16 protein-coding genes are annotated in these 18233 nt (G+C 66.7%); 10 read left to right on the top strand and 6 right to left on the bottom strand.

The genetic code is table 11. The features are described from left to right. Window positions 1–5 precede the first annotated feature (5 nt). On the bottom strand, window positions 6–1010 hold the full coding sequence (locus AC3FKG_RS23605) for a tripartite tricarboxylate transporter substrate binding protein (RefSeq protein WP_483712220.1): 1005 nt from the start codon (window positions 1008–1010) through the stop codon (window positions 6–8). Window positions 1011–1346: 336 nt separating this feature from the next. Between AC3FKG_RS23605 and AC3FKG_RS23600 the strand changes: the two genes are divergently transcribed. Continuing rightward, window positions 1347–2507, top strand: a complete 1161-nt coding sequence (locus tag AC3FKG_RS23600; protein WP_483712222.1) for an AraC family transcriptional regulator — start codon at window positions 1347–1349, stop codon at window positions 2505–2507. A gap of 76 nt (window positions 2508–2583) precedes the next feature. On the opposite strand, the gene AC3FKG_RS23595 is transcribed toward AC3FKG_RS23600, so the two are convergent. Together AC3FKG_RS23595 and AC3FKG_RS23590 are read right to left on the bottom strand one after the other, a co-directional pair. Then, window positions 2584–3819: a CaiB/BaiF CoA transferase family protein gene (locus AC3FKG_RS23595; protein ID WP_483712224.1), complete on the bottom strand. Its 1236-nt coding sequence runs from the start codon at window positions 3817–3819 to the stop codon at window positions 2584–2586. Between the two features lies 1 nt (window position 3820). Further along, the gene (locus tag AC3FKG_RS23590; protein WP_483712225.1) at window positions 3821–4735 is read right to left on the bottom strand and encodes an SDR family NAD(P)-dependent oxidoreductase; all 915 of its coding nucleotides are present in this window, start codon (window positions 4733–4735) and stop codon (window positions 3821–3823) included. Between the two features lie 194 nt (window positions 4736–4929). On the opposite strand from AC3FKG_RS23590, the gene AC3FKG_RS23585 reads away from it, so the two are divergent. After that, window positions 4930–5832, top strand: a complete 903-nt coding sequence (locus tag AC3FKG_RS23585) for a LysR family transcriptional regulator (protein WP_483712226.1) — start codon at window positions 4930–4932, stop codon at window positions 5830–5832. A gap of 31 nt (window positions 5833–5863) precedes the next feature. Here AC3FKG_RS23585 and AC3FKG_RS23580 read toward each other — a convergent pair whose 3' ends face one another. Continuing rightward, window positions 5864–6349: a DUF2628 domain-containing protein gene (locus tag AC3FKG_RS23580; protein WP_488744290.1), complete on the bottom strand. Its 486-nt coding sequence runs from the start codon at window positions 6347–6349 to the stop codon at window positions 5864–5866. 755 nt (window positions 6350–7104) lie between these two features. On the opposite strand from AC3FKG_RS23580, the gene AC3FKG_RS23575 reads away from it, so the two are divergent. The 5 genes from AC3FKG_RS23575 to AC3FKG_RS23555 all read left to right on the top strand — a co-directional run bounded on the left by AC3FKG_RS23575 (window position 7105) and on the right by AC3FKG_RS23555 (window position 12703). After that, window positions 7105–8274 carry an acyl-CoA dehydrogenase family protein gene (locus AC3FKG_RS23575; protein ID WP_483712229.1) on the top strand — a complete coding sequence of 390 codons (1170 nt, stop codon included), beginning with the start codon at window positions 7105–7107 and terminating at the stop codon, window positions 8272–8274. Window positions 8275–8282: 8 nt separating this feature from the next. Beyond that, complete coding sequence (locus tag AC3FKG_RS23570) at window positions 8283–9482, top strand: CaiB/BaiF CoA transferase family protein (RefSeq protein ID WP_483712231.1); 1200 nt, start codon at window positions 8283–8285, stop codon at window positions 9480–9482. A gap of 111 nt (window positions 9483–9593) precedes the next feature. Continuing rightward, entirely contained in the window at window positions 9594–10976 is a 1383-nt protein-coding gene (locus AC3FKG_RS23565; protein ID WP_488744289.1) for an MmgE/PrpD family protein, read from the top strand. A 10-nt stretch (window positions 10977–10986) separates the two neighbouring features. Further along, window positions 10987–11823, top strand: coding sequence for an HpcH/HpaI aldolase/citrate lyase family protein (locus AC3FKG_RS23560; RefSeq protein ID WP_483712234.1), 837 nt, complete (start codon window positions 10987–10989; stop codon window positions 11821–11823). Between the two features lie 16 nt (window positions 11824–11839). Beyond that, window positions 11840–12703 carry an HTD2 family dehydratase gene (locus AC3FKG_RS23555; protein ID WP_488744288.1) on the top strand — a complete coding sequence of 288 codons (864 nt, stop codon included), beginning with the start codon at window positions 11840–11842 and terminating at the stop codon, window positions 12701–12703. Between the two features lie 200 nt (window positions 12704–12903). On the opposite strand, the gene AC3FKG_RS23550 is transcribed toward AC3FKG_RS23555, so the two are convergent. Further along, window positions 12904–13872, bottom strand: coding sequence for a Bug family tripartite tricarboxylate transporter substrate binding protein (locus AC3FKG_RS23550; protein ID WP_483712237.1), 969 nt, complete (start codon window positions 13870–13872; stop codon window positions 12904–12906). 77 nt (window positions 13873–13949) lie between these two features. Beyond that, complete coding sequence (locus AC3FKG_RS23545) at window positions 13950–15464, bottom strand: class I adenylate-forming enzyme family protein (RefSeq protein ID WP_488744287.1); 1515 nt, start codon at window positions 15462–15464, stop codon at window positions 13950–13952. Between AC3FKG_RS23545 and AC3FKG_RS23540 the strand changes: the two genes are divergently transcribed. The 3 genes from AC3FKG_RS23540 to AC3FKG_RS23530 all read left to right on the top strand — a co-directional run bounded on the left by AC3FKG_RS23540 (window position 15367) and on the right by AC3FKG_RS23530 (window position 18114). Then, entirely contained in the window at window positions 15367–15585 is a 219-nt protein-coding gene (locus AC3FKG_RS23540) for a 2Fe-2S iron-sulfur cluster-binding protein (protein WP_488744286.1), read from the top strand. The two genes, AC3FKG_RS23545 and AC3FKG_RS23540, sit on opposite strands and share 98 nt — an antisense overlap. A gap of 188 nt (window positions 15586–15773) precedes the next feature. Then, window positions 15774–16967 (top strand): acyl-CoA dehydrogenase family protein, encoded by a 1194-nt coding sequence (locus AC3FKG_RS23535; RefSeq protein WP_483712241.1) that lies wholly within the window; start codon window positions 15774–15776, stop codon window positions 16965–16967. Between the two features lie 13 nt (window positions 16968–16980). After that, on the top strand, window positions 16981–18114 hold the full coding sequence (locus AC3FKG_RS23530) for an acyl-CoA dehydrogenase family protein (protein WP_488744285.1): 1134 nt from the start codon (window positions 16981–16983) through the stop codon (window positions 18112–18114). Window positions 18115–18233: the final 119 nt, after the last annotated feature.

Below are 18233 nucleotides of genomic sequence, written 5' to 3'. Positions count from 1 at the left end.
AATGCTCAGTCAAGACGAATGTTGTGGGTACGGATCACCTTGCCCCAGCGCGCATAGTCGGTCTGCACGGTCTGGGCAAAGGCATCGGGGGTGCTGCCGGTCAGGATCACGCCCATGTCGTTCATGCGGGTACGCACGGCGGGATCGGCCAGCACCTTGTTGACGTCGGCGGAAAACTTCTCCACGATCGCGCGCGGCGTGGCGGCCGGCAGCAGCAGGCCAAACCAGCCCATCGAATCCATGCCGGCGATGCCGGCTTCCTTGAACGTGGGCACGTCAGGCAGCTGCGGCGCGCGCGACGGACCGGTCACGGCCAGCGCCCGCAGGCGCCCAGAAGCCGAGTGCGGCTTGGCCCCCATCACGGAGATCACCGCCGAAGGCACCTGGCCGCCGAGCAGGTCGTTCAGTTCCGGCGCCTCGCCCTTGTAGGAGACGTGGATCATGTCGAGCCTGGCGCTCTCGTTGAAGATCTCGCCGTAAAGGTGACCGCTCGAGCCGGTGCCGTACGAGCCGTAGGAGTACTGTTTCGGCTTGGCGCGCACCAGCGCGACAAACTCCTTCAGGCTCGTGGCCGGCACGGCGCTGTTGATGGCGAACACCAGGTTCGTGGTGCCCAGCTCGGACACCGCGACAAAATCCTTGATGGGATCGAACGGCGCCTTCGCATAGAGGCTCGGCGCCTGCACGAGCGTCGTAATGGTCAGCAGCGCGGTATAGCCGTCCGGTTCGGCGCGGGCCACCACTTCGGAGCCGATCATGCTGCTGGCGCCGGGGCGGTTCTCGACGACCACCGGGCGCTTCCAGGTCTTGCCCAGGCCGTCTGCAATCGCGCGCGCCAGCACGTCGGTCGCGCCACCGGCCGGATACGGCACCACTAGTCGGACGGTTTTCGATGGGAACGCGCCTTGCGCCATGGCCGTGCCGGCACCCAGCAAGCCGGTGACGAGCCCGCCCAGGGCCAGCGCCCCTGCGCCCAGACGCTGCAATGCACTACGACGATCTGCCTGCATGTGGTTGTCTCCTGTGTATTTTTTTGTTGGCAGGGTCAGGGGGGCTGCCCCTTCTTTTGTCGCCAGCCTTGCATCCGGCGATCCGGCCCTGTCCGCGTGCCGGTGGCGGTCCGTTCGGCGCGGACTTTTCCACAGCGAAAGAGTGCGCGATCAGGGGTGGTCCGGACAATGACCAGACGACCCAAAATGATTGGCCGAACTGCTCAGATGGAAGGCAGGCTTTGGCAAATCCCGATTGTGCGGCGCCACCCGGCCGCGATAAGGTCTGACCCGTGCCGACATGCCGCCATAGCAGTGGGCAAAGTCGGGCACCGCCCCAGAACGACGAGGAGACTCATGCACATCGTTGCCACGCCCGCTCACCGGCATTCCGTGCCGGGCATGCCGCGCAGCATCGCCGCGCCGGGTCCGGTGCTGGCCGGCGTCACCGGCGCCGTCATGGCGGCACCGGCCGCGGCGCCCGCGCCGGCCCGCCATACCATCGCCATCCACCACGTCCAGCAGATCCTGCTCGGCGCACACCGGCTCGGCTGCGACATAGAGGCCCTGCTGCGCCGCGCGGCCATCTCGCCCGCCCTGCTGGCGTCGCCCGCCGCGCGCGTCACCCAGGACCAGTACGCCGCGCTGATCCGCTCGCTGCGCCGCATCACGCGCGACGAGCTGTGGGGCCTGCTGAGCCGCCCCGTGCCGCCAGGCGTCTTCGCCCAGGCCGCCAAGGCGATGGTCCATTGCACAACGCTGGAAGAGGCCATCCAGGCCGGCTTGCGCCAGTACCGGCTGCATATCGGCGACTTCACGCCCAGATTGCATCGCTCCGACGACGGCAAGACGGTTTCCGTGCGCCTGCACGCGCATGCGCCGGCATCGCCATGCCAGGTATTTGCCGAGTCGACGTTCGTATTCCACGCCTATGGCCTGATCAACTGGCTGGTGGCGCGGCGCGTGCCACTGTCCCGCGTCGACCTGAGCGCGCGGCCCCCAACCGGGCAGACCGACACCGAGCGCGTCTTCAATACATCGGTCCGATACAGCCAGCCCTGCACGGCGCTGCACTTCGATGCGGCGTGGCTGCGGCTGCCGGTGATGCAGGACACCACCGGCCTGGACGAGTTCCTGCGCGAAGCCCCGCACAAACTGCTGGTGCGCTACCGCGACAACAGCTGCCTGGCCGAACGCATCCGGCTTCACCTGCGTTCGCACCTGGACGACGAACTGCCTTCGCTCGAGCAGATGGCGCAGATGCTGCGCCTGACCCCGCAAACCCTGCGCCGCCGCCTGCGCGACGAAGGGCACGGCTACCAGAACATCAAGGACAGCCTGCGGCGCGATGTGGCGATCGGCATGCTCGAGCGTTCCGGCCTGACGCTGCAGCAAGTTGCGCTGCGGCTGGGCTTCTCGGAGCCGAGCACCTTCCATCGCGCCTTCAAGAAATGGACCGGCGTGGCACCGGGCGAATACCGCCAGCGCGGCATGCAACTGGCAAGCGCCGAAGCCTGACAACGGGGTAGAAAAAAAGCCGGCGATGACAACGTCATCGCCGGCCTTTTTGCTGCGGGACGCCTGCCGCGCGTGCTCAGACCACGCCCTGCTCCCGCAGCGCGGCAATCCGCTGCGCCGACAAGCCCAGCACCTCGCCCAGGATCCGCTCGGTATGTTCGCCGAGGCGCGGCGGCGGCGCGTCGTACCGCACCGGCGTCGCCGAAAGCCGCAGCGGGCTCTTGACGGTCGGGCAGATGGCGCCATCCTTGCGCACCAGATCGACCTGCAGTTCGCGATGGCGGACCTGCGGGTCTTCCAGCACCTGCGCATAGTCGTTGATCGGCCCGCACGGAATGCCCTGCGCTTCCAGTGCCTCCACCCAGTGCGCGGTGGCGCGGGTGCGCATATGGTCCTCCAGCATCGGCACCAGTACCTCGCGGTGGATGATGCGTCCCGGGCCGCTGGCAAAGCGCTCGTCGGCGGCCAGGTCCGGACGCTCGATGCCGCGGCAATACGCCTGCCACTGGCCGTCATTGCCGGCCGCGACGATCATGTAGCCGTCCGCCGTGGCGAACACGTGGTACGGCACCATGTTGGCGTGGGCATTGCCGTAGCGCGGCATGGCCTGGCCGGTGATGCGCTGGGCGATGATCGGCGTCGCGCCCACCGCCACCACCGCATCGAGCAGCGCCATGTCGATATGCTGGCCCTCGCCGGTGCGCTCGGCATGCCGCAGCGCAGCCAGCACGGCCACGGTCGCGTACATGCCGGTCAGCATGTCCACCACCGCCACGCCGACCTTCTGCGGTCCGCCGCCAGGCAGGTCGTCGCGCTCGCCGGTCACGCTCATCAATCCGCCGATGCCCTGGAAGATGAAGTCGTAGCCAGGCTTGTGCGCGCTCGGCCCGGTCTGGCCATAGCCCGTGATCGAGCAGTAGACCAGCGCCGGGTTGATCGCCTTCAGGCTCTCGTAGTCGAGCCCGTAGCGCTTCAGGTCGCCGACCTTGTAGTTCTCCAGGACGATCTGCGACTTGGCCGCCAGGTCCCGCACTACCGCCTGCCCTTCCGGGCTGGCGATATCGAGCGTCAGCGACTGCTTGCCGCGATTGGCGCCGGCAAAGTAGGTGGCATCGCGCGACGGCTGTCCGTCAGCCTCCGGCAGCCACGGCGGGCCCCACGAGCGCGTGTCGTCGCCGACCCGGGGACGTTCCACCTTGATGACTTCGGCGCCAAGGTCCGCCAGGTTCTGCGCGCACCACGGCCCTGCCAGGATGCGCGACAGGTCGAGCACCCGGACGCCGGCCAGCGCGCCCTGCATGGCGGCCGCCATCTCAGATCGGGTCCCAGCTGATCACGTCGGGCGAGCGCTCGAGCTTGAAGAAGCTGTTGCGCATGGCCGGCATGGCGATCTCGCCGATCGATTCCGGCGTCCAGCCTTCGCTCATGTGCACCGAGCGCACCGGGCGCGGCTGGCTCATCAGGATGATTTCGTTGGCGCGCACCGCGAAGATCTGGCCGTTGACCTCGGCCGCCGAGGGGCTGGCCAGGTAGACCGCGACGGGGCCGATCTTGCCGGCTTCCATCTTCTGCAGCTTGGCCACGCGGGCCTTTTCCTCCGGCGTTTCGGCGGGGATCGAGCTGGTCATGCGGCTCCACGCAAACGGCGCAATGCAGTTCGAGCGCACGTTGAAACGCTGCATGTCGAGCGCGATCGACTTCGACAGCGCGGCGATGCCCAGCTTGGCCGCCGAGTAGTTGGCCTGGCCCAGGTTGCCGATCAGGCCCGAGGTCGAGGTCATGTGCACGAATGCGCCGCCTTCCTGGTCCTTGAAGTAGTTGGCCGCGGCGCGGCTCACGAAGAAGGTGCCGTGCAGGTGCACGTCGATCACCGAACGCCATTCCTCTTCGTTCATCTTGAAGAACATGCGGTCGCGCAGGTTGCCGGCGTTGTTGACCACGGCATCGATACGGCCGAAATTGTCGAGCGCGCACTGGACGATGGCATTGGCGCCGTTCCAGGTCGATACGCTGTCGGTATTGGCCACGGCTTCGCCGCCGGCCGCACGGATTTCATCCACCACGCGCTGTGCGGGGCCGGCATCGCCGCCTTCGCCGGACATCGAGACCCCAAGGTCGTTGACCACGACCTTGGCGCCGGCGGCTGCCATCGCCAGCGCGATCCCGCGCCCGATACCACCACCTGCGCCCGTTACCAGCGCTACCTTGCCTGCCATCAAACCGCTCATTGCGTTGCTCCTCTGAATACTTTCCCGGTCACCGGACCGCGTTTCTGGCGACAATAACGGCTTGTCCGCGACGGCCATGCCAAGGCGCGGACAATCATGTCCAGATGTTATTGCCACGCCGGATACGATAAATTGTCGGCTGAAACATTGGAATTCACGATTTGCAAAAGTGGCCTTTGGCCTGACGGAACCCCATGCATTACGACCTGACCGACCTGCGCCTTTTCCTCAACGTCGGTGAAACGGAGAACCTGACCCGCGCCGCCGAGCGCAGCTTCCTCTCCCTGCCGGCGGCCAGTACGCGTATCAAGCAGCTGGAAGAGGCGTTCCAGACCCAGTTGCTGATTCGCCAGGTAAAGGGCGTCAGGCTGACCCCCGCCGGGGATGCCCTGCTGCGCCATGCGCGCGAGGTGTTTCGCGAGCTGGAGTGCCTGCACTCCGACCTGCGACCCTATGCCAAGGGCGTCAAGGGCAAGGTTCGCCTGCTCGCCAATACGACCGCTACCAACTCCTTCCTGGCGACCGGCTTGTCGCGCTTTCTAAGTGAAAACCCTGACGTAGACGTGGAGCTGGAAGAGCACTTGTCGCAGGAAATCGTCTCCGCGGTCAGTGCCGGCGCGGCGGACCTGGGCATCGTGGCGGGTGAAGTCGCCACCGAGGACCTCGATGTGATGCACCTGTGCAGCGATGAGCTGATCGTGATTGCGCCGGTCAACCACCCGCTGCCGCAGTTCAAGCGGCTGCACTTCGCCGACCTGCTCGACACCTGCCGCTTTGTCGGCCTGAACCAGTTCAGCGCAATCCAGTCGTTCCTGGACCGGATCGCCAGGGGCATGGGCAAGCGCATCAGCCTGCGCATCCAGGTCGGCAGCTTCGACGCCGTCTGCCGCATGGTCGAGGCCGGCGCCGGTATCGCCATCGTGCCCAACAGTTGCGCGCGCCGCTACGCCAGCCGCAAGGTGCTGCGCTTCATTTCGCTGGAGGACGAGTGGGCGCGCCGCGAATTGCGCCTGTGCCGCCGCCCGGGGCGCGAACTGCCGCAGTTCGCCGAAACCCTGATCCAGTACCTGGTCGACGCCGCCCGCGAGCCCGTATAGGGTTGGCAATACATGGCCGTTCCCCGCGGGGTCAGGCCGCCAGCCCGGCGAGCGGCCGCAGCGAGATGACCATGACCGCGATCAGCGCGGCCATGATGGCCACGCCGGACCAGTTGGTGCGGCCACAACGCGCCAGCGAGTCGTTGACCAGTTCCGGCGACCAGTGGTATTCGCGCAGCCGTTGAACCGTCGATTCCGCGTGCCAGCGGTAAAGCTGGTTGCCATAGAAGCCGAGCAGCAGCGCCATGGCATAAAGCAGCGGCCGCGACAGCACGACCGGCATGCGGATCTGGAACAGTGCATGCAGCACTGGTTCGGCGCAGAGGACGATGGCGTAGACGCCGACCTGCCAGTACATGCGGCGGTAGGCCATCCAGAACGGTCCGAAGACGAACGCCGCCCAGTTCCACGACATGCCGTTGCGCGACCCGGCGAGCTGCCACTTGTTGCGGTAGTACGCGAACCGCGGTCCCACGAACACGGCCAGCGCCGCTTCGTCGCTGATGATGGCTTTCATGCCTTGCCCCCTGACTGCAGTGGGTCCCGACGACGGACCTCTGCCAGAGCATAGGCTTGAACTGGCGCACCAAGCGTGCGCTGGCGCGCAGATGGAGCGCGATCTGGGTGGCAATCACGGGTGCACCTCCGAGCGGCCTTGCCCGGCGGCACGTCAAGTGCCACCGGGCCGCCGTCTGCGCCCCTCGCGGACATCGTCCCGTCTCGCCGACATCGGTCGGCCCCTTGCGCCGGGCGAGGACGTGGTCCGTTTTCGCTTCCCCTGCTTTTTCGCGGATCGCATGTGACGCTCGTCGTCGCCAATGTGCCCGCTCGTGCATTGTGGCCGATCGTCGGTGCCGGATCATCATCAATATTGGTGATGGCGTGGCGAACGCGCCTGTCCCGTGCGCGATGCGGCGCCGTCCTACAGTGCAAACGGATTGGTCCGGACACGGCGCAGCCGCCGCTCCTTCTATCGTGGAAGCGTGGAAAAAAGGAAGGAGAACCAACATGCCCTATATCATTGCCTGGCTTCTCGGCGTACCGGCTCTCGTGCTGATCCTGATCTGGCTGTTCATGCACTGATGTGCTGCCCGCCGTTACTTTGTTACTCGCTTGAAAAGACGCCCGGTTCGCCGGGCGTCTTGCTTCCCGTGCGTGTCGCCGATGCGCCGCACCTAAGCCGCACCTAAGCCGCTCTTTCGCAAATCCGAATTTCGTGCCCATGGGCCCTCGGGAATAATGGCCCCATTCAAATCGACCGGGCCTACCCCCATGTTTGCAGATCAGGATCAAGACCAGCTTTTCCCGGAAATCCGCGAAGCCGTGCGCAGCCTTTGCGCGGGTTTCGATTCGGCCTACTGGCAGCGCGTTGAAGAACAGAACGGCTTTCCCGAGGAATTCGTCCAGGCGCTGACCCAGGCGGGCTGGCTGTCTGCCCTGATTCCCGAGGCCTATGGCGGTTCCGGCCTGTCGCTGACGGCGGCCTCCGTCATCATGGAAGAAATCAACCGCAACGGCGGCAATTCCGGCGCCTGTCACGGCCAGATGTATGTGATGGGCTGCCTGCTGCGCCATGGCTCCGAAGAGCAGAAGAAGCGCTGGCTGCCGGGCATCGCCTCGGGCGAGCTGCGCATGCAGTCGATGGCCGTGACCGAGCCGACCACCGGCACCGACACCACCAAGCTCAAGACCACCGCCGTGCGCAAGGGCGACAAGTACGTCGTCAACGGTTCGAAAGTGTGGATTTCGCGCGTGCAGCACTCGGACCTGATGCTGCTGCTGGCACGCACCACGCCGCTGGACCAGGTCAAGCGCAAGTCCGAAGGGCTGTCCGTGTTCGTCGTCGACCTGCGCGAAGCCATCGGCAAGGGCCTGACGGTCCGCCCGATCCGCAACATGGTCAACCACGAGACCAACGAGCTGTTCTTCGATAACCTCGAAGTGCCGGCCGAGAACCTGATCGGCGAGGAAGGCAAGGGCCTGAAGTACATCCTCGACGGCATGAACGCCGAGCGTATCCTGATCGCGGCCGAGTGCATCGGCGACGGCTACTGGTTCGTCGAGCGCGCCAGCAACTACGCACGCGAGCGCGTCGTGTTCGACCGTCCGATCGGCCAGAACCAGGGCATCCAGTTCCCGATCGCGCGCTCCTACGTCAACGTGGAGGCAGCCAGCCTGATGCGCTACAAGGCCGCCGCGCTGTTCGACGCCGGCAAGCCGTGCGGCAAGGAAGCCAATATGTCCAAGCTGCTCGCTGCCGATGCGTCGTGGGAAGCCGCCAACGTCTGCCTGCAGACGCACGGCGGCTTCGGCTTCGCGGCGGAATACGACATCGAGCGCAAGTTCCGCGAGACACGCCTGTACCAGGTCGCGCCGATCTCCACCAACCTGATCCTGTCCTACGTGGCCGAGCACGTGCTCGAACTGCCGCGTTCGTTCTGAGGCCGCGCATGACTGCATCTACGCCCAACGGCATTCGCCCGCTCGACGGCATCCGCGTGGTGTCGCTGGAACACGCGGTGGCCGCGCCGTTCGCCACGCGCCAGCTCGCGGACCTCGGGGCCCGCGTCATCAAGATCGAACGCCCCGGCGTGGGCGACTTCGCGCGCGGGTACGACAAGTCCGTGCACGGACAGGCTTCGTACTTCGTCTGGCTCAACCGGGGCAAGGAAAGCCTGACCCTGGACCTGAAGGATGAAGAGGCGCAGTCCATCCTGCACCGCCTGCTGGCCGATGCCGACGTGCTGGTGCAGAACCTCGCGCCCGGCGCCGCCGCTCGCATGGGGCTGGATTTCGACACGCTGCACGGCAAGTACGAGAAGCTGATCGTCTGCGACATCTCGGGCTATGGCGACTCCGGCCCCTATCGCGACAAGAAGGCCTATGACCTGCTGATCCAGGCCGCCGCCGGCCTCGTGGGCCTGACCGGCGGCCCGGACGAGCCGTCGCGCGCCGGTGTTTCGATCGCCGACATTTCAGCTGGCATGTACGCCTACAGCGGCATCCTGTCGGCGCTGCTGCAACGCGGGCGCACCGGCAAGGGACTGCGCGTGCAGGTGACCATGCTCGAGGCCATGGCCGAGTGGATGAACCAGGTTCTCTATTTCGGTCACTACGGCGGCAAGCCGCCGGCGCGCGTTGGCGCGTCGCACCCGACCATTGCGCCGTATGGCATTCATCGCACCGCCAATGGCAGCGTGATTTTCAGCGTGCAGAACGAGCGCGAATTCGCCAATTTCTGCGAGATCGTGCTCGGCAACCGTGAACTCGCGCAGGACGCACGCTTTTCCAGCAATACCGCCCGCGTCAGCAACCGCCCCGAACTCACCGCGCTCATTGAAGCACGCTTTGCGTCGCTGACGGTGGCGCAGGCCGAGGCGCTGCTGGACCAGGCGCAGATCGCCAATGCCCCGATGAACGACATCGAAGGCGTGTGGAACCATCCGCAGCTCCAGGCGCGACAGCGCTGGCGCGAAGTCGCCACGCCGGCCGGCCCGATCGACGCGCTGCTGCCGCCGGCCAACCTGTCCGGCGTGGAGCCCGTCATGGGCGACGTGCCGGCACTGGGTGCGCACAGCCGCAGCATCCTGGCTGAACTGGGCTATGGCGATGGCGACATCGACGCACTGGTGAGCAAGAAGACTGTCTGAGGACGTTCGAGCAACGTCCGTTCCCCCCCGTCCTCTCCCACATCGGGAGAGGACCCTGATCCCCGCAAGGCCGCAAGCGGCCGAGCCCAGCCAACTATCTCCGGAGACGGCATGAGCCAACCCGCAGACCACTCCTATCCGACCCGCCAGCTTTGCGAATTCCTGGCCCGTTTCACGCTGGCCGACGTGCCGGCACCTGTGATCGAGCGCACCAAGGACCTGTTCCTGGACTGGATCGCCTCGGCCATTGCCGGCAAGGACGCCCCCGCCGTAAGCAAGATCCAGGAATTCGCGGCGGCCATGGGCCCGTCTACGGGCGACGCCGAAGTCTTCGTCGACCGCCGCCGCACCTCGCCGTACTTTGCCGCGCTGATCAACGGCGCTTCGTCGCACGTGGTCGAGCAGGATGACGTGCACAACGGCTCGGTGCTGCACCCGGCCGCCGTGGTGTTTCCGGCCGTGGTCGCCGCCGCGCAGGCCGAAGGCAAGACCGGCGCCGAGGTGCTGCTGGCCTCCATCGCCGGTTACGAAGCCGGCATCCGCATCGGCGAATTCATGGGCCGGTCGCACTACCGGATCTTCCACACCACCGGCACGGTCGGCACGCTGGCTGCCGCCGCGGCAGTCGCCAAGCTGTACAACCTTGACGCCGAAGGCATCAACCAGGCGCTGGGTTCGGCCGGCACCCAAGCCGCCGGCCTGTGGGAATTCCTGCGCGACGCCGCCGACTCCAAGCAGCTGCACACCGCGAAGGCCGCCGCCGACGGGCTGCAGTCCGCGTGGCTGGCACGCGCCGGCTTCACCGGTGCGAAGCAGATTCTCGAAGGCGCCCAGGGCATGGCCGCTGGCATGTCGAGCGACGCCAACCCGGCCTGGCTGACCGATGGCCTGGGCACGCGCTGGGCCACCGCCGAGACCTCGTTCAAGTTCTTCGCCTCGTGCCGCCACACGCATCCGGCCGCCGATGCGCTCAAGGTGCTGATGCAGCGCGAAGGCGTTGCCGCCGGCCAGATCGCCGGCGTCACCACGCACGTGCACCAGGGCGCCATCGACGTGCTCGGCCCCGTGGTCAACCCGACCACCATCCACCAGGCCAAGTTCTCGATGGGCACCGTGCTGGGCCTGGTTGCCGTGCATGGACACGCGGGCCTGCCCGAGTTCGAGGATTACTCGCTGCAGGACGCAAAGGTGACCGACTTCCGCGGCAAGGTGGAGATGGAGCTCGACGAGGAAATCAACGCCGCTTATCCGCGCCAGTGGATCGGCCGCGTGACGGTACGCACGACCGACGGCCGCACGCTGGCCGCGCGCGTCGACGTGCCCAAGGGCGATCCCGACAACACGCTGTCGCGCCCCGAACTCGAAGCCAAGGCCCTGCAGCTCGGTGCGTTCCGCCATGGCGCGACCGAGGCCGAGATGCGTGCAATCATCGCTCGCGTCTGGGCACTGGAAAGCGCGCCGAACGTGAACGACTGGCTGCCTGCCGCGCGCTGAGGCTCCGAACATGTCCACTGCCGTGACCTACCTGTTCGTGCCGGGCGACCGGCCCGAACGCTTTGACAAGGCCGCCGCGGCGAAGCCGGATGTGATGGTCCTCGATCTCGAGGACGCCGTGCATCCGGACGCCAAGCCGGCGGCGCGCCAGGCCATCGCGGCCTGGCTGGCTACAGGCCCCGCCACCAATGCCTGCGTGCGCATCAACGACAGTGCCGCTCCCGGCTTTGCCGCCGACATGGAATGGCTGCGCGCGCTGCCCAAAGGAACCCCGCTGGCGGCGCTGATGGTGCCCAAGGCGGAAGATCCGGCCGCCCTCGCGGCGATCATGGAAGTCCTGCACGGCATCAACCCGGAAGCCGAACTGATCGCCATCATCGAGACCGCGCTGGGCCTGCATCAGTTGGATGCCGTGGCGACGGCCAACGGTGTCGCGCGGCTGGCTTTCGGCTCGCTCGACTATGCCGTCGATCTCGGCTGCAGCCACACGCGCGACGCGCTGGCGCATGCGCGTGCGCGCATCGTGCTGGCGTCGCGCGTGGCAGGGCTGCCGCCTCCGGTTGACGGCGTCACCACGGCGCTGAAGGACGAGTCCGTACTGGCCGACGATGTCGCCTATGCGCGCGCGCTCGGCTTTGGCGGCAAGCTTTGCATCCACCCGGCCCAGCTCGGCGCGGTCCGCGCGGGCTTCCTGCCCTCGCCCGAACAGCTCGACTGGGCGCGGCGCGTGCTGGAAGCGACCGCCAGCGGCAGCCATGCCGTGCAGGTTGATGGCAAGATGGTGGATCGCCCCGTCATCGAGCAGGCTCGCCGGCTGATCGCGCTGGCGCAACCGTCGGCGCTCTGAACACAAAGGCTTTGTCATGACCCAGAACTCACAACTCGAGCACCTGCGCACCTGGATCGGCCGCAGCGAATCGCGTACCGAAACGCTGACGCCGGAACCGGTGACCGGCCTTGCCGCCACCTTTGACCTGGACCCGGAAGCCGTGGTGCGCGGGCCGCTGCCGCCGCTGTGGCACTGGCTCTATTTCCTGCCGCGCGCGCCGCAGCGCGATATCGGCGCCGACGGCCACCCGACCCTCGGCGGCTTCATGCCGCCCGTGCCGCTGCCACGCCGCATGTGGGCGGGCAGCGAGCTGTCGTTCGAGCGTCCGATCCATGTCGGCGATACGGTGACGCGCACCTCGGCCATCAAGGATGTCCAGCACAAATCCGGCCGCACCGGAGAACTTTGGTTCGTGGCGGTCGACCACGAACTGACGGTCAATGGCCAGGTCGCGGTGCGCGAACGCCATGACATCGTCTACCGTGCCATGCCGGAAGTCGGCAAACCGCAGCCGCCTCGGCCCAGGCTGGAACACACGGCGCGATGGCAGCGCACGCTGCGCGCCGACCCGGTGATGCTGTTCCGTTATTCCGCGCTGACGTTCAACGGCCACCGGATCCACTACGATCGCGACTACACGCGCGAAGTCGAAGGCTATCCGGGCCTGGTGGTGCACGGGCCCATGCAGGCCATGCTGATGCTGGACCTGGTGGCGCGCGAACAGCCGCAGGCGCGCGTGCGGCGCTTCGGTTTTCGCGGGCTGGCGCCACTGTTCGACCAGGACATGATTACCGTTGGCGGCACGGCGGATCCGGCACAGGCCGGCAAGCTGATCCTCTGGACTGGTGATGATGCCGGCGGCCAGGCCATGCAGGGATGGGCGGAAATCGAAGGTTGACAGCAGGATGGCGTGAGGCCTGTTCGCGCGCATGCGCCATGGCCAAGGAAAAACGGCAAGTCTCCCGACTTGCCGTTTTTCCTTGGCGAGTCTGCGGATGCAGGGAGAACAACCGCCGCGCCCGAAATGCAAAGCGCCGCCCAACGGGCGGCGCTTCAGCAGTCTGTCATAAGCGGATCGGCATCCGCTTCCGGTAGTACTCAGTCGGCCTGGATCTTCGCCGTCTTGACCACCCCACCCCACAGCGTCAGCTCACGCTGGATTCGATCCGCCAGCGGCTTGGGCCCGGAGATGTTGAGGTCATACCCCCCGGCAATCATGCGCTGCCTGAAGGCCGGGTCATCACCGATCGCCTTCTGCGCCTTGATCAGTTTGTCCACCACATCGGCCGGCAGCTTCTGCGGGCCGATCAGCGCATACCAGCCGGTCAGGTCATAGTCCTTGAGGCCCGATTCGATCATCGTCGGCACGTTCGGCAATGCCGGGTTGCGCGTCTTCGATGTCACCGCCAGGGCCCGCACCTTGCCACCGTTGATATGGCCGATGGCCGTACCGGTGATGTCGAACATGAACGTCACCTTGCCGCTCATCACGTCGGCCATGGCCGGCGAGTTGCCCTTGTACGGAACATGCAGCATCTTCACGTGGCTCATCTGCGCAAGCAGTTCCGCCGACAGGTGGTTGGACGCGCCAACGCCAGCCGAGCCAAACGTCACGTCGTCCGGATGCTTGCGCGCATAGTCGACCAGTTCACCGACGTTCTTCGCCGGGAAGTCCTTGTTCACGAGCAGCACATTGGTGTAGTCCGTGATCAGGCCGATGTAGGTGAAGTCCTTGAGCGGATTGAAGTTGACCGAGCGCTGGATCAGCGGCGTCATGGTCATGGTCGGGCTGGCGACGAAGTAGAGCGTGTAGCCGTCCGGCGCCGACTTGGCGGTCAGGTCGGCGGCAATGGCGCCACTCGCGCCGGCGCGGTTGTCCACCACCACCGGCTGGCGCAGCGCGCGGCCGAGCTGGTCGGCATAGATGCGCGCGGCCGTGTCGACGGGGCCGCCCGGCGCATAACCGACCAGCAGCTTGATCGGGCGCGACGGATAGGCATCGGCCGCCCAGGCTGCACCGTGCAGCAGCGTTGCCATCATCGCGGCAACGGTCATCCAACGTTTCATCTTGTCTCCTCCAGGATTTGCTTTGTGTTCCCCGCCGGACATGAGCGGCCAGCGGAGAGTAGAAAACGCGCCGGCAATCAGCCAAGCAGCGCGCGCAGCGGTTGCTTGAGCAGTTTGCCGCTGGCCGTTGTGGGAATCACATCGATCACGCGCACTTCGGCGGGGCGCTTGTACGGTGCCAGGCTGTCGCGCAGGTAGGCGTCGAGCCTGGCGCGATCGGGTTCGACGCCGTCCTGCATCTCGATGAAAGCCACCACCTCTTCATTGCCGTCGCTGGTGTTGCGGCCGACCACGGCCGACTGGCGCACGCCCGGGAACGCGTTGATCACGGACTCCACTTCGATCGGGTACACGTTGAAGCCCGAACGGATGATCAGGTCCTTGGAGCGGCCCGAGATGAACAGCGCACCGTCAGTGTCGAGGTAACCGAGATCGCCCGTATTGAGCCAGCCGCCGCGCAGCAGCGCCTCGGCCGTCTGCTCCGGATTGCGATAGTAGCCAAGCATCACGCCCGGGCCGCGCACGCGGATCTGCCCGCGCTCGCCAGCCGGCAGCGCATTGCCTTCGCCATCGGTGATGTTGATCTCCACGCCTTCGACGATGTAACCGGCCGAGCAATCGGCGCGCGGCGCTTCCATGCGCGTGATAAAGAGCGATCCGGCGTATTCGGTGATGCCGTAGCCATGGTGCAGCGGCTGGCCGAAGTACGCCTCGACGTCGCCCTTCAGGGTCGGATCCAGCGGCGCGCCGCCGGTGTAGAGATAGCGCAGGCGCGGATAAGCCTTGCGCTCGCGTTGCTGCGCCACCGCCATGATGCGCGTGAACATGGTGGGCACGCCCTGCAGGATGGTGATCCCCGGCGCGTCGAGCGCCGCGAAGACCTCGTCCGCATCGAAGCGGGGGCGCACGAACAGGCTCGCGCCGCCATAGAGCGTGGCCAGCAGCACCGTGGCAATGCCGAAGATGTGCGACATCGGCAGCGCGCCGTAGGCGACGTCGGCCGGCCCCATGTTGCGGGAGGTCGCGGAAATGCGGGCGAAGTGCGTGAGGCCTTCGTGCGGCACCATCACGCCCTTCGGCGCACCGGTGGTACCGGAGGTATAGATCAGCGTGGCCACCTTGCGCGCCTGTTCGGCCGGCACGCGCTCCGGCGTGGCCGCGGCGCTCACCACGGTCATGCCGTCGGCAAACACCGGGCAATCCGCCGCCCTGGCGTCGAGCCGCCTGCCGTGCGCGGCGGCGACATCGGACACATGCCCCGTGAACAGTACCAGCACCGGCTGCGCATGGTCGCGGATATTGTCGATCTCGCGCGCCGACAGTCGTGCGTTGATCTGGATCGGCCACGCATGCAGCGTGCTGCAGGCGAACATCGTGACGATCATCTCGTTGCAGTTCTCGCCGACCACGATCACGCGGTCGCCCTCGCCCACGCCCCGCGCGGCCAGCCAGTCCCGCGTGCTCTCGATGCGGCGCCACAGGTCGCCGTAACTGATGACGTTGCCGCTCTCGTGCAGGCACGGCGCCTGCGGTGTCTGCGTGGCCCAGTGGCGGGGAAGGTCGTGGATGAACTCGGGGCGGAAGGAAGACATGATGCTCGCTGCTCGGTCGGGATGGTTACGGCGGATACGGCGGATACGGCGGATGCGTCGAAGAATGCACGGGAACGCACTTGTTGCAGGTGAGGAAGTTTGCGCCATGTATCCCGGCTAAACCATTTGGAATTCGCTAAGGCCGTCTTCGGCGCGGCGACGCCCCCAGCCCATAACGGTTCCGCCGGTACGAAGGTCACCTTTGCCATTGATGAAGAACTGAATGGCAAGCCCCTCATACAATCGGCCGGCACAGGAAGGGCCGCCGCGCATACGCCATGCGGCCCGCGTACCACAGGGGACATTCAGATGGATTTGCGTTTTACCGCTGAGGAACAGGCCTTCCGCGAGGAAGTCCGGGCGTTCGTCCAGGCCAATCTGCCGGAGGACATCCGCAACAAGGTGCTGAACCACCAGCGCGTCGAGAAGGACGACTACGTCCGCTGGCACCGCATCCTGAACGCGCACGGATGGGGCGCGCCGACCTGGCCCAAGGAATGGGGCGGCACCGGCTGGAGCGCGCTGCAGCGCCTGATCTTCGAGATCGAGACCCTGCGCGCCGGCGCCCCGCGCATGCTGCCGTTCGGCCTGACCATGATCGGCCCGGTGCTGATGAAGTACGCCAGCCAGGCGCACAAGGAATACTTCCTGCCGCGCATCCCCAACGTCGATGACTTCTGGTGCCAGGGCTATTCGGAGCCGGGCTCCGGGTCGGACCTGGCCTCGCTCAAGACCCGCGCCGTGCGCAAGGGCGACAAGTACATCGTCAACGGCCAGAAGACGTGGACCACCATGGCCCACTTCGCCGACTGGATCTTCTGCCTGGTGCGCACCGACCCGGAAGCCAAGGCCCAGGAAGGCATCTCGATGCTGCTGATCGACATGAAGTCGCCCGGCGTGACGGTGCGTCCGATCAAGACGCTCGACGGCGGCCACGACGTCAACGAGACCTGGTTCGAAGACGTGGAAGTGCCTGTCGAAAACCTGCTCGGCGAAGAGAACAAGGCCTGGACCTACGCCAAGTACCTGCTCGGCCATGAGCGCACCGGCATTGCCGGCATCGGCCACTGCCACCGCGAACTGCGCCAGCTCAAGCACTACGCGAGCCAGGCCACCGACGGCGCCGGCCGCCCGCTGATCGAGGACGTGCGCATGCGCGACAAGATCGCGCGCATCGAAATGGACATCATGGCGCTGGAAATGCTGCTGCTGCGCGTGGCCACGCAATCGGGCGGCCAGCCCGGCCCCGAGGCCTCGATCGTCAAGATCCGCGGCTCGGAAATCCAGCAGGACCTGGCCATGCTGATGATGGAAGTGGCCGGCCCCAATGCGTGGCCGTATTCGCCGGACTGGCTCGAACCGGGCGCCGAACAGCCGGGCTCGGCTCCGGACTGGGCCGCTTCGGCGTCGTCGACCTACTACGACATGCGCAAGACCTCGATCTACGGCGGCGCCACCGAAGTGCAGAAGAACATCATCTCCAAGATGATCCTGGGTTTCTGAAGGGATAGCAGACATGGACTTCACCTACAGCGAAGAGCAGCAGATGCTGGCGGACAGCCTGCGCCGCTTCATCGATACCGAATACACCTTCGACGCGCGCCGCAAGAGCTCGCGTGCCGGCGAGGCGCTGGACCGCAACCTGTGGAACAAGCTGGCCGAAATGGGCGTGCTGGGCCTGACCGTGCCGGCCGACTTCGGCGGCTTTGGCGAAGGCGCCGCGAGCCAGCTCGTGGTGCAGCGCGAACTGGGCCGCTGCCTGGTGCTGGAGCCGGTCACGCCGAGCGGCGTGATGTCGGCGGCGATCCTGTCGGCCTACGGCAGCCCGCAGCAGAAGCAAGCATGGCTGCCCGCCATCGCCAGCGGCGAGCGCATCGTCACGCTGGCCTATCTTGAGCCGACCACGCGCTACCGTCCCGAGACCGCGCGCGCCAGCGCCGAACGCAGCGGCGCCGGCTACGTGCTGAACGGCACCAAGAGCCTGGTCTGGCACGGCGCCTCGGCGGACGCCTATCTGCTGACCGCGCGCGTTGCCGGCAGCAACGAAGTTGCCCTGTTCCTGGTGCCGCGTGACAGCGCCGGCCTGACCGTGACCGGCTACCCGACCATTGACGGCCTGCGCGCCGCCGACCTGTCGCTGCAGAACGTCACCGTGGGCGCCGATGCGCTGGTGGGCCAGCCGGCCGACGGCCTGGCAGCTTTGGGCCTCGGCATGGATCACGGCGTGGCCGCGCTGTGCGCCGAAGGCGCGGGCGCGATGGAAAAGCTGATCGAGATCACCGGCGAGTACCTGGGCACGCGCCAGCAGTTCGGCAAGCCGCTGGGTGCGTTCCAGGCGCTGCAGCACCGCATGGCCGACATGCTGGTGCAGAAGGAGCTGGCCCTGTCGATGGCCTATGTGGCCGTCCAGGCGATGGACGAAACCGATCCGGCCCGCCGCCGCCGCATGCTGTCCGCGGCCAAGGTCACGCTGGCGCGTGCCGGCCGCTATGTCGGCCAGCAAGCGGTGCAGCTGCATGGCGGCATGGGCATGACCGACGAGCTGGCCGTGGGCGATTACTTCAAGCGCCTGACCATGCTCGACCAGCTGCTCGGCGACAGCGACTATCACCTGCAGCGCTTCGGCGAAGTGATGGAAACCGCGGCCTGAGGCCAGCGTCGCCTGACCGGCGGCGCTCCTGCGAATCGCCAGGAGCGCCGTCTCGCGCGGCGAACGGGTACCGGACATTCCGGTGCGCGTTCGCCGCGCGGCATTTAACGGCTGCGACA

Source organism: Cupriavidus sp. 22TCCZM04-2 (assembly GCF_057798895.1).
The sequence above is the reverse complement of the archived record's forward strand: the minus strand, read 5'-3'. Positions and strand labels throughout refer to the sequence as shown.

Bases quoted from the DNA above. Each gene is read 5' to 3' on its own strand.
- AC3FKG_RS23605 (WP_483712220.1), bottom strand. From the start codon at position 1,010: ATGCAGGCAGATCGTCGTAGTGCATTGCAGCGTCTGGGCGCAGGGGCG.
- AC3FKG_RS23600 (WP_483712222.1), top strand. From the start codon at position 1,347: ATGCACATCGTTGCCACGCCCGCTCACCGGCATTCCGTGCCGGGCATG.
- AC3FKG_RS23595 (WP_483712224.1), bottom strand. From the start codon at position 3,819: ATGGCGGCCGCCATGCAGGGCGCGCTGGCCGGCGTCCGGGTGCTCGAC.
- AC3FKG_RS23590 (WP_483712225.1), bottom strand. From the start codon at position 4,735: ATGAGCGGTTTGATGGCAGGCAAGGTAGCGCTGGTAACGGGCGCAGGT.
- AC3FKG_RS23585 (WP_483712226.1), top strand. From the start codon at position 4,930: ATGCATTACGACCTGACCGACCTGCGCCTTTTCCTCAACGTCGGTGAA.
- AC3FKG_RS23580 (WP_488744290.1), bottom strand. From the start codon at position 6,349: ATGAAAGCCATCATCAGCGACGAAGCGGCGCTGGCCGTGTTCGTGGGA.
- AC3FKG_RS23575 (WP_483712229.1), top strand. From the start codon at position 7,105: ATGTTTGCAGATCAGGATCAAGACCAGCTTTTCCCGGAAATCCGCGAA.
- AC3FKG_RS23570 (WP_483712231.1), top strand. From the start codon at position 8,283: ATGACTGCATCTACGCCCAACGGCATTCGCCCGCTCGACGGCATCCGC.
- AC3FKG_RS23565 (WP_488744289.1), top strand. From the start codon at position 9,594: ATGAGCCAACCCGCAGACCACTCCTATCCGACCCGCCAGCTTTGCGAA.
- AC3FKG_RS23560 (WP_483712234.1), top strand. From the start codon at position 10,987: ATGTCCACTGCCGTGACCTACCTGTTCGTGCCGGGCGACCGGCCCGAA.
- AC3FKG_RS23555 (WP_488744288.1), top strand. From the start codon at position 11,840: ATGACCCAGAACTCACAACTCGAGCACCTGCGCACCTGGATCGGCCGC.
- AC3FKG_RS23550 (WP_483712237.1), bottom strand. From the start codon at position 13,872: ATGAAACGTTGGATGACCGTTGCCGCGATGATGGCAACGCTGCTGCAC.
- AC3FKG_RS23540 (WP_488744286.1), top strand. From the start codon at position 15,367: ATGACGTTGCCGCTCTCGTGCAGGCACGGCGCCTGCGGTGTCTGCGTG.
- AC3FKG_RS23545 (WP_488744287.1), bottom strand. From the start codon at position 15,464: ATGTCTTCCTTCCGCCCCGAGTTCATCCACGACCTTCCCCGCCACTGG.
- AC3FKG_RS23535 (WP_483712241.1), top strand. From the start codon at position 15,774: ATGGATTTGCGTTTTACCGCTGAGGAACAGGCCTTCCGCGAGGAAGTC.
- AC3FKG_RS23530 (WP_488744285.1), top strand. From the start codon at position 16,981: ATGGACTTCACCTACAGCGAAGAGCAGCAGATGCTGGCGGACAGCCTG.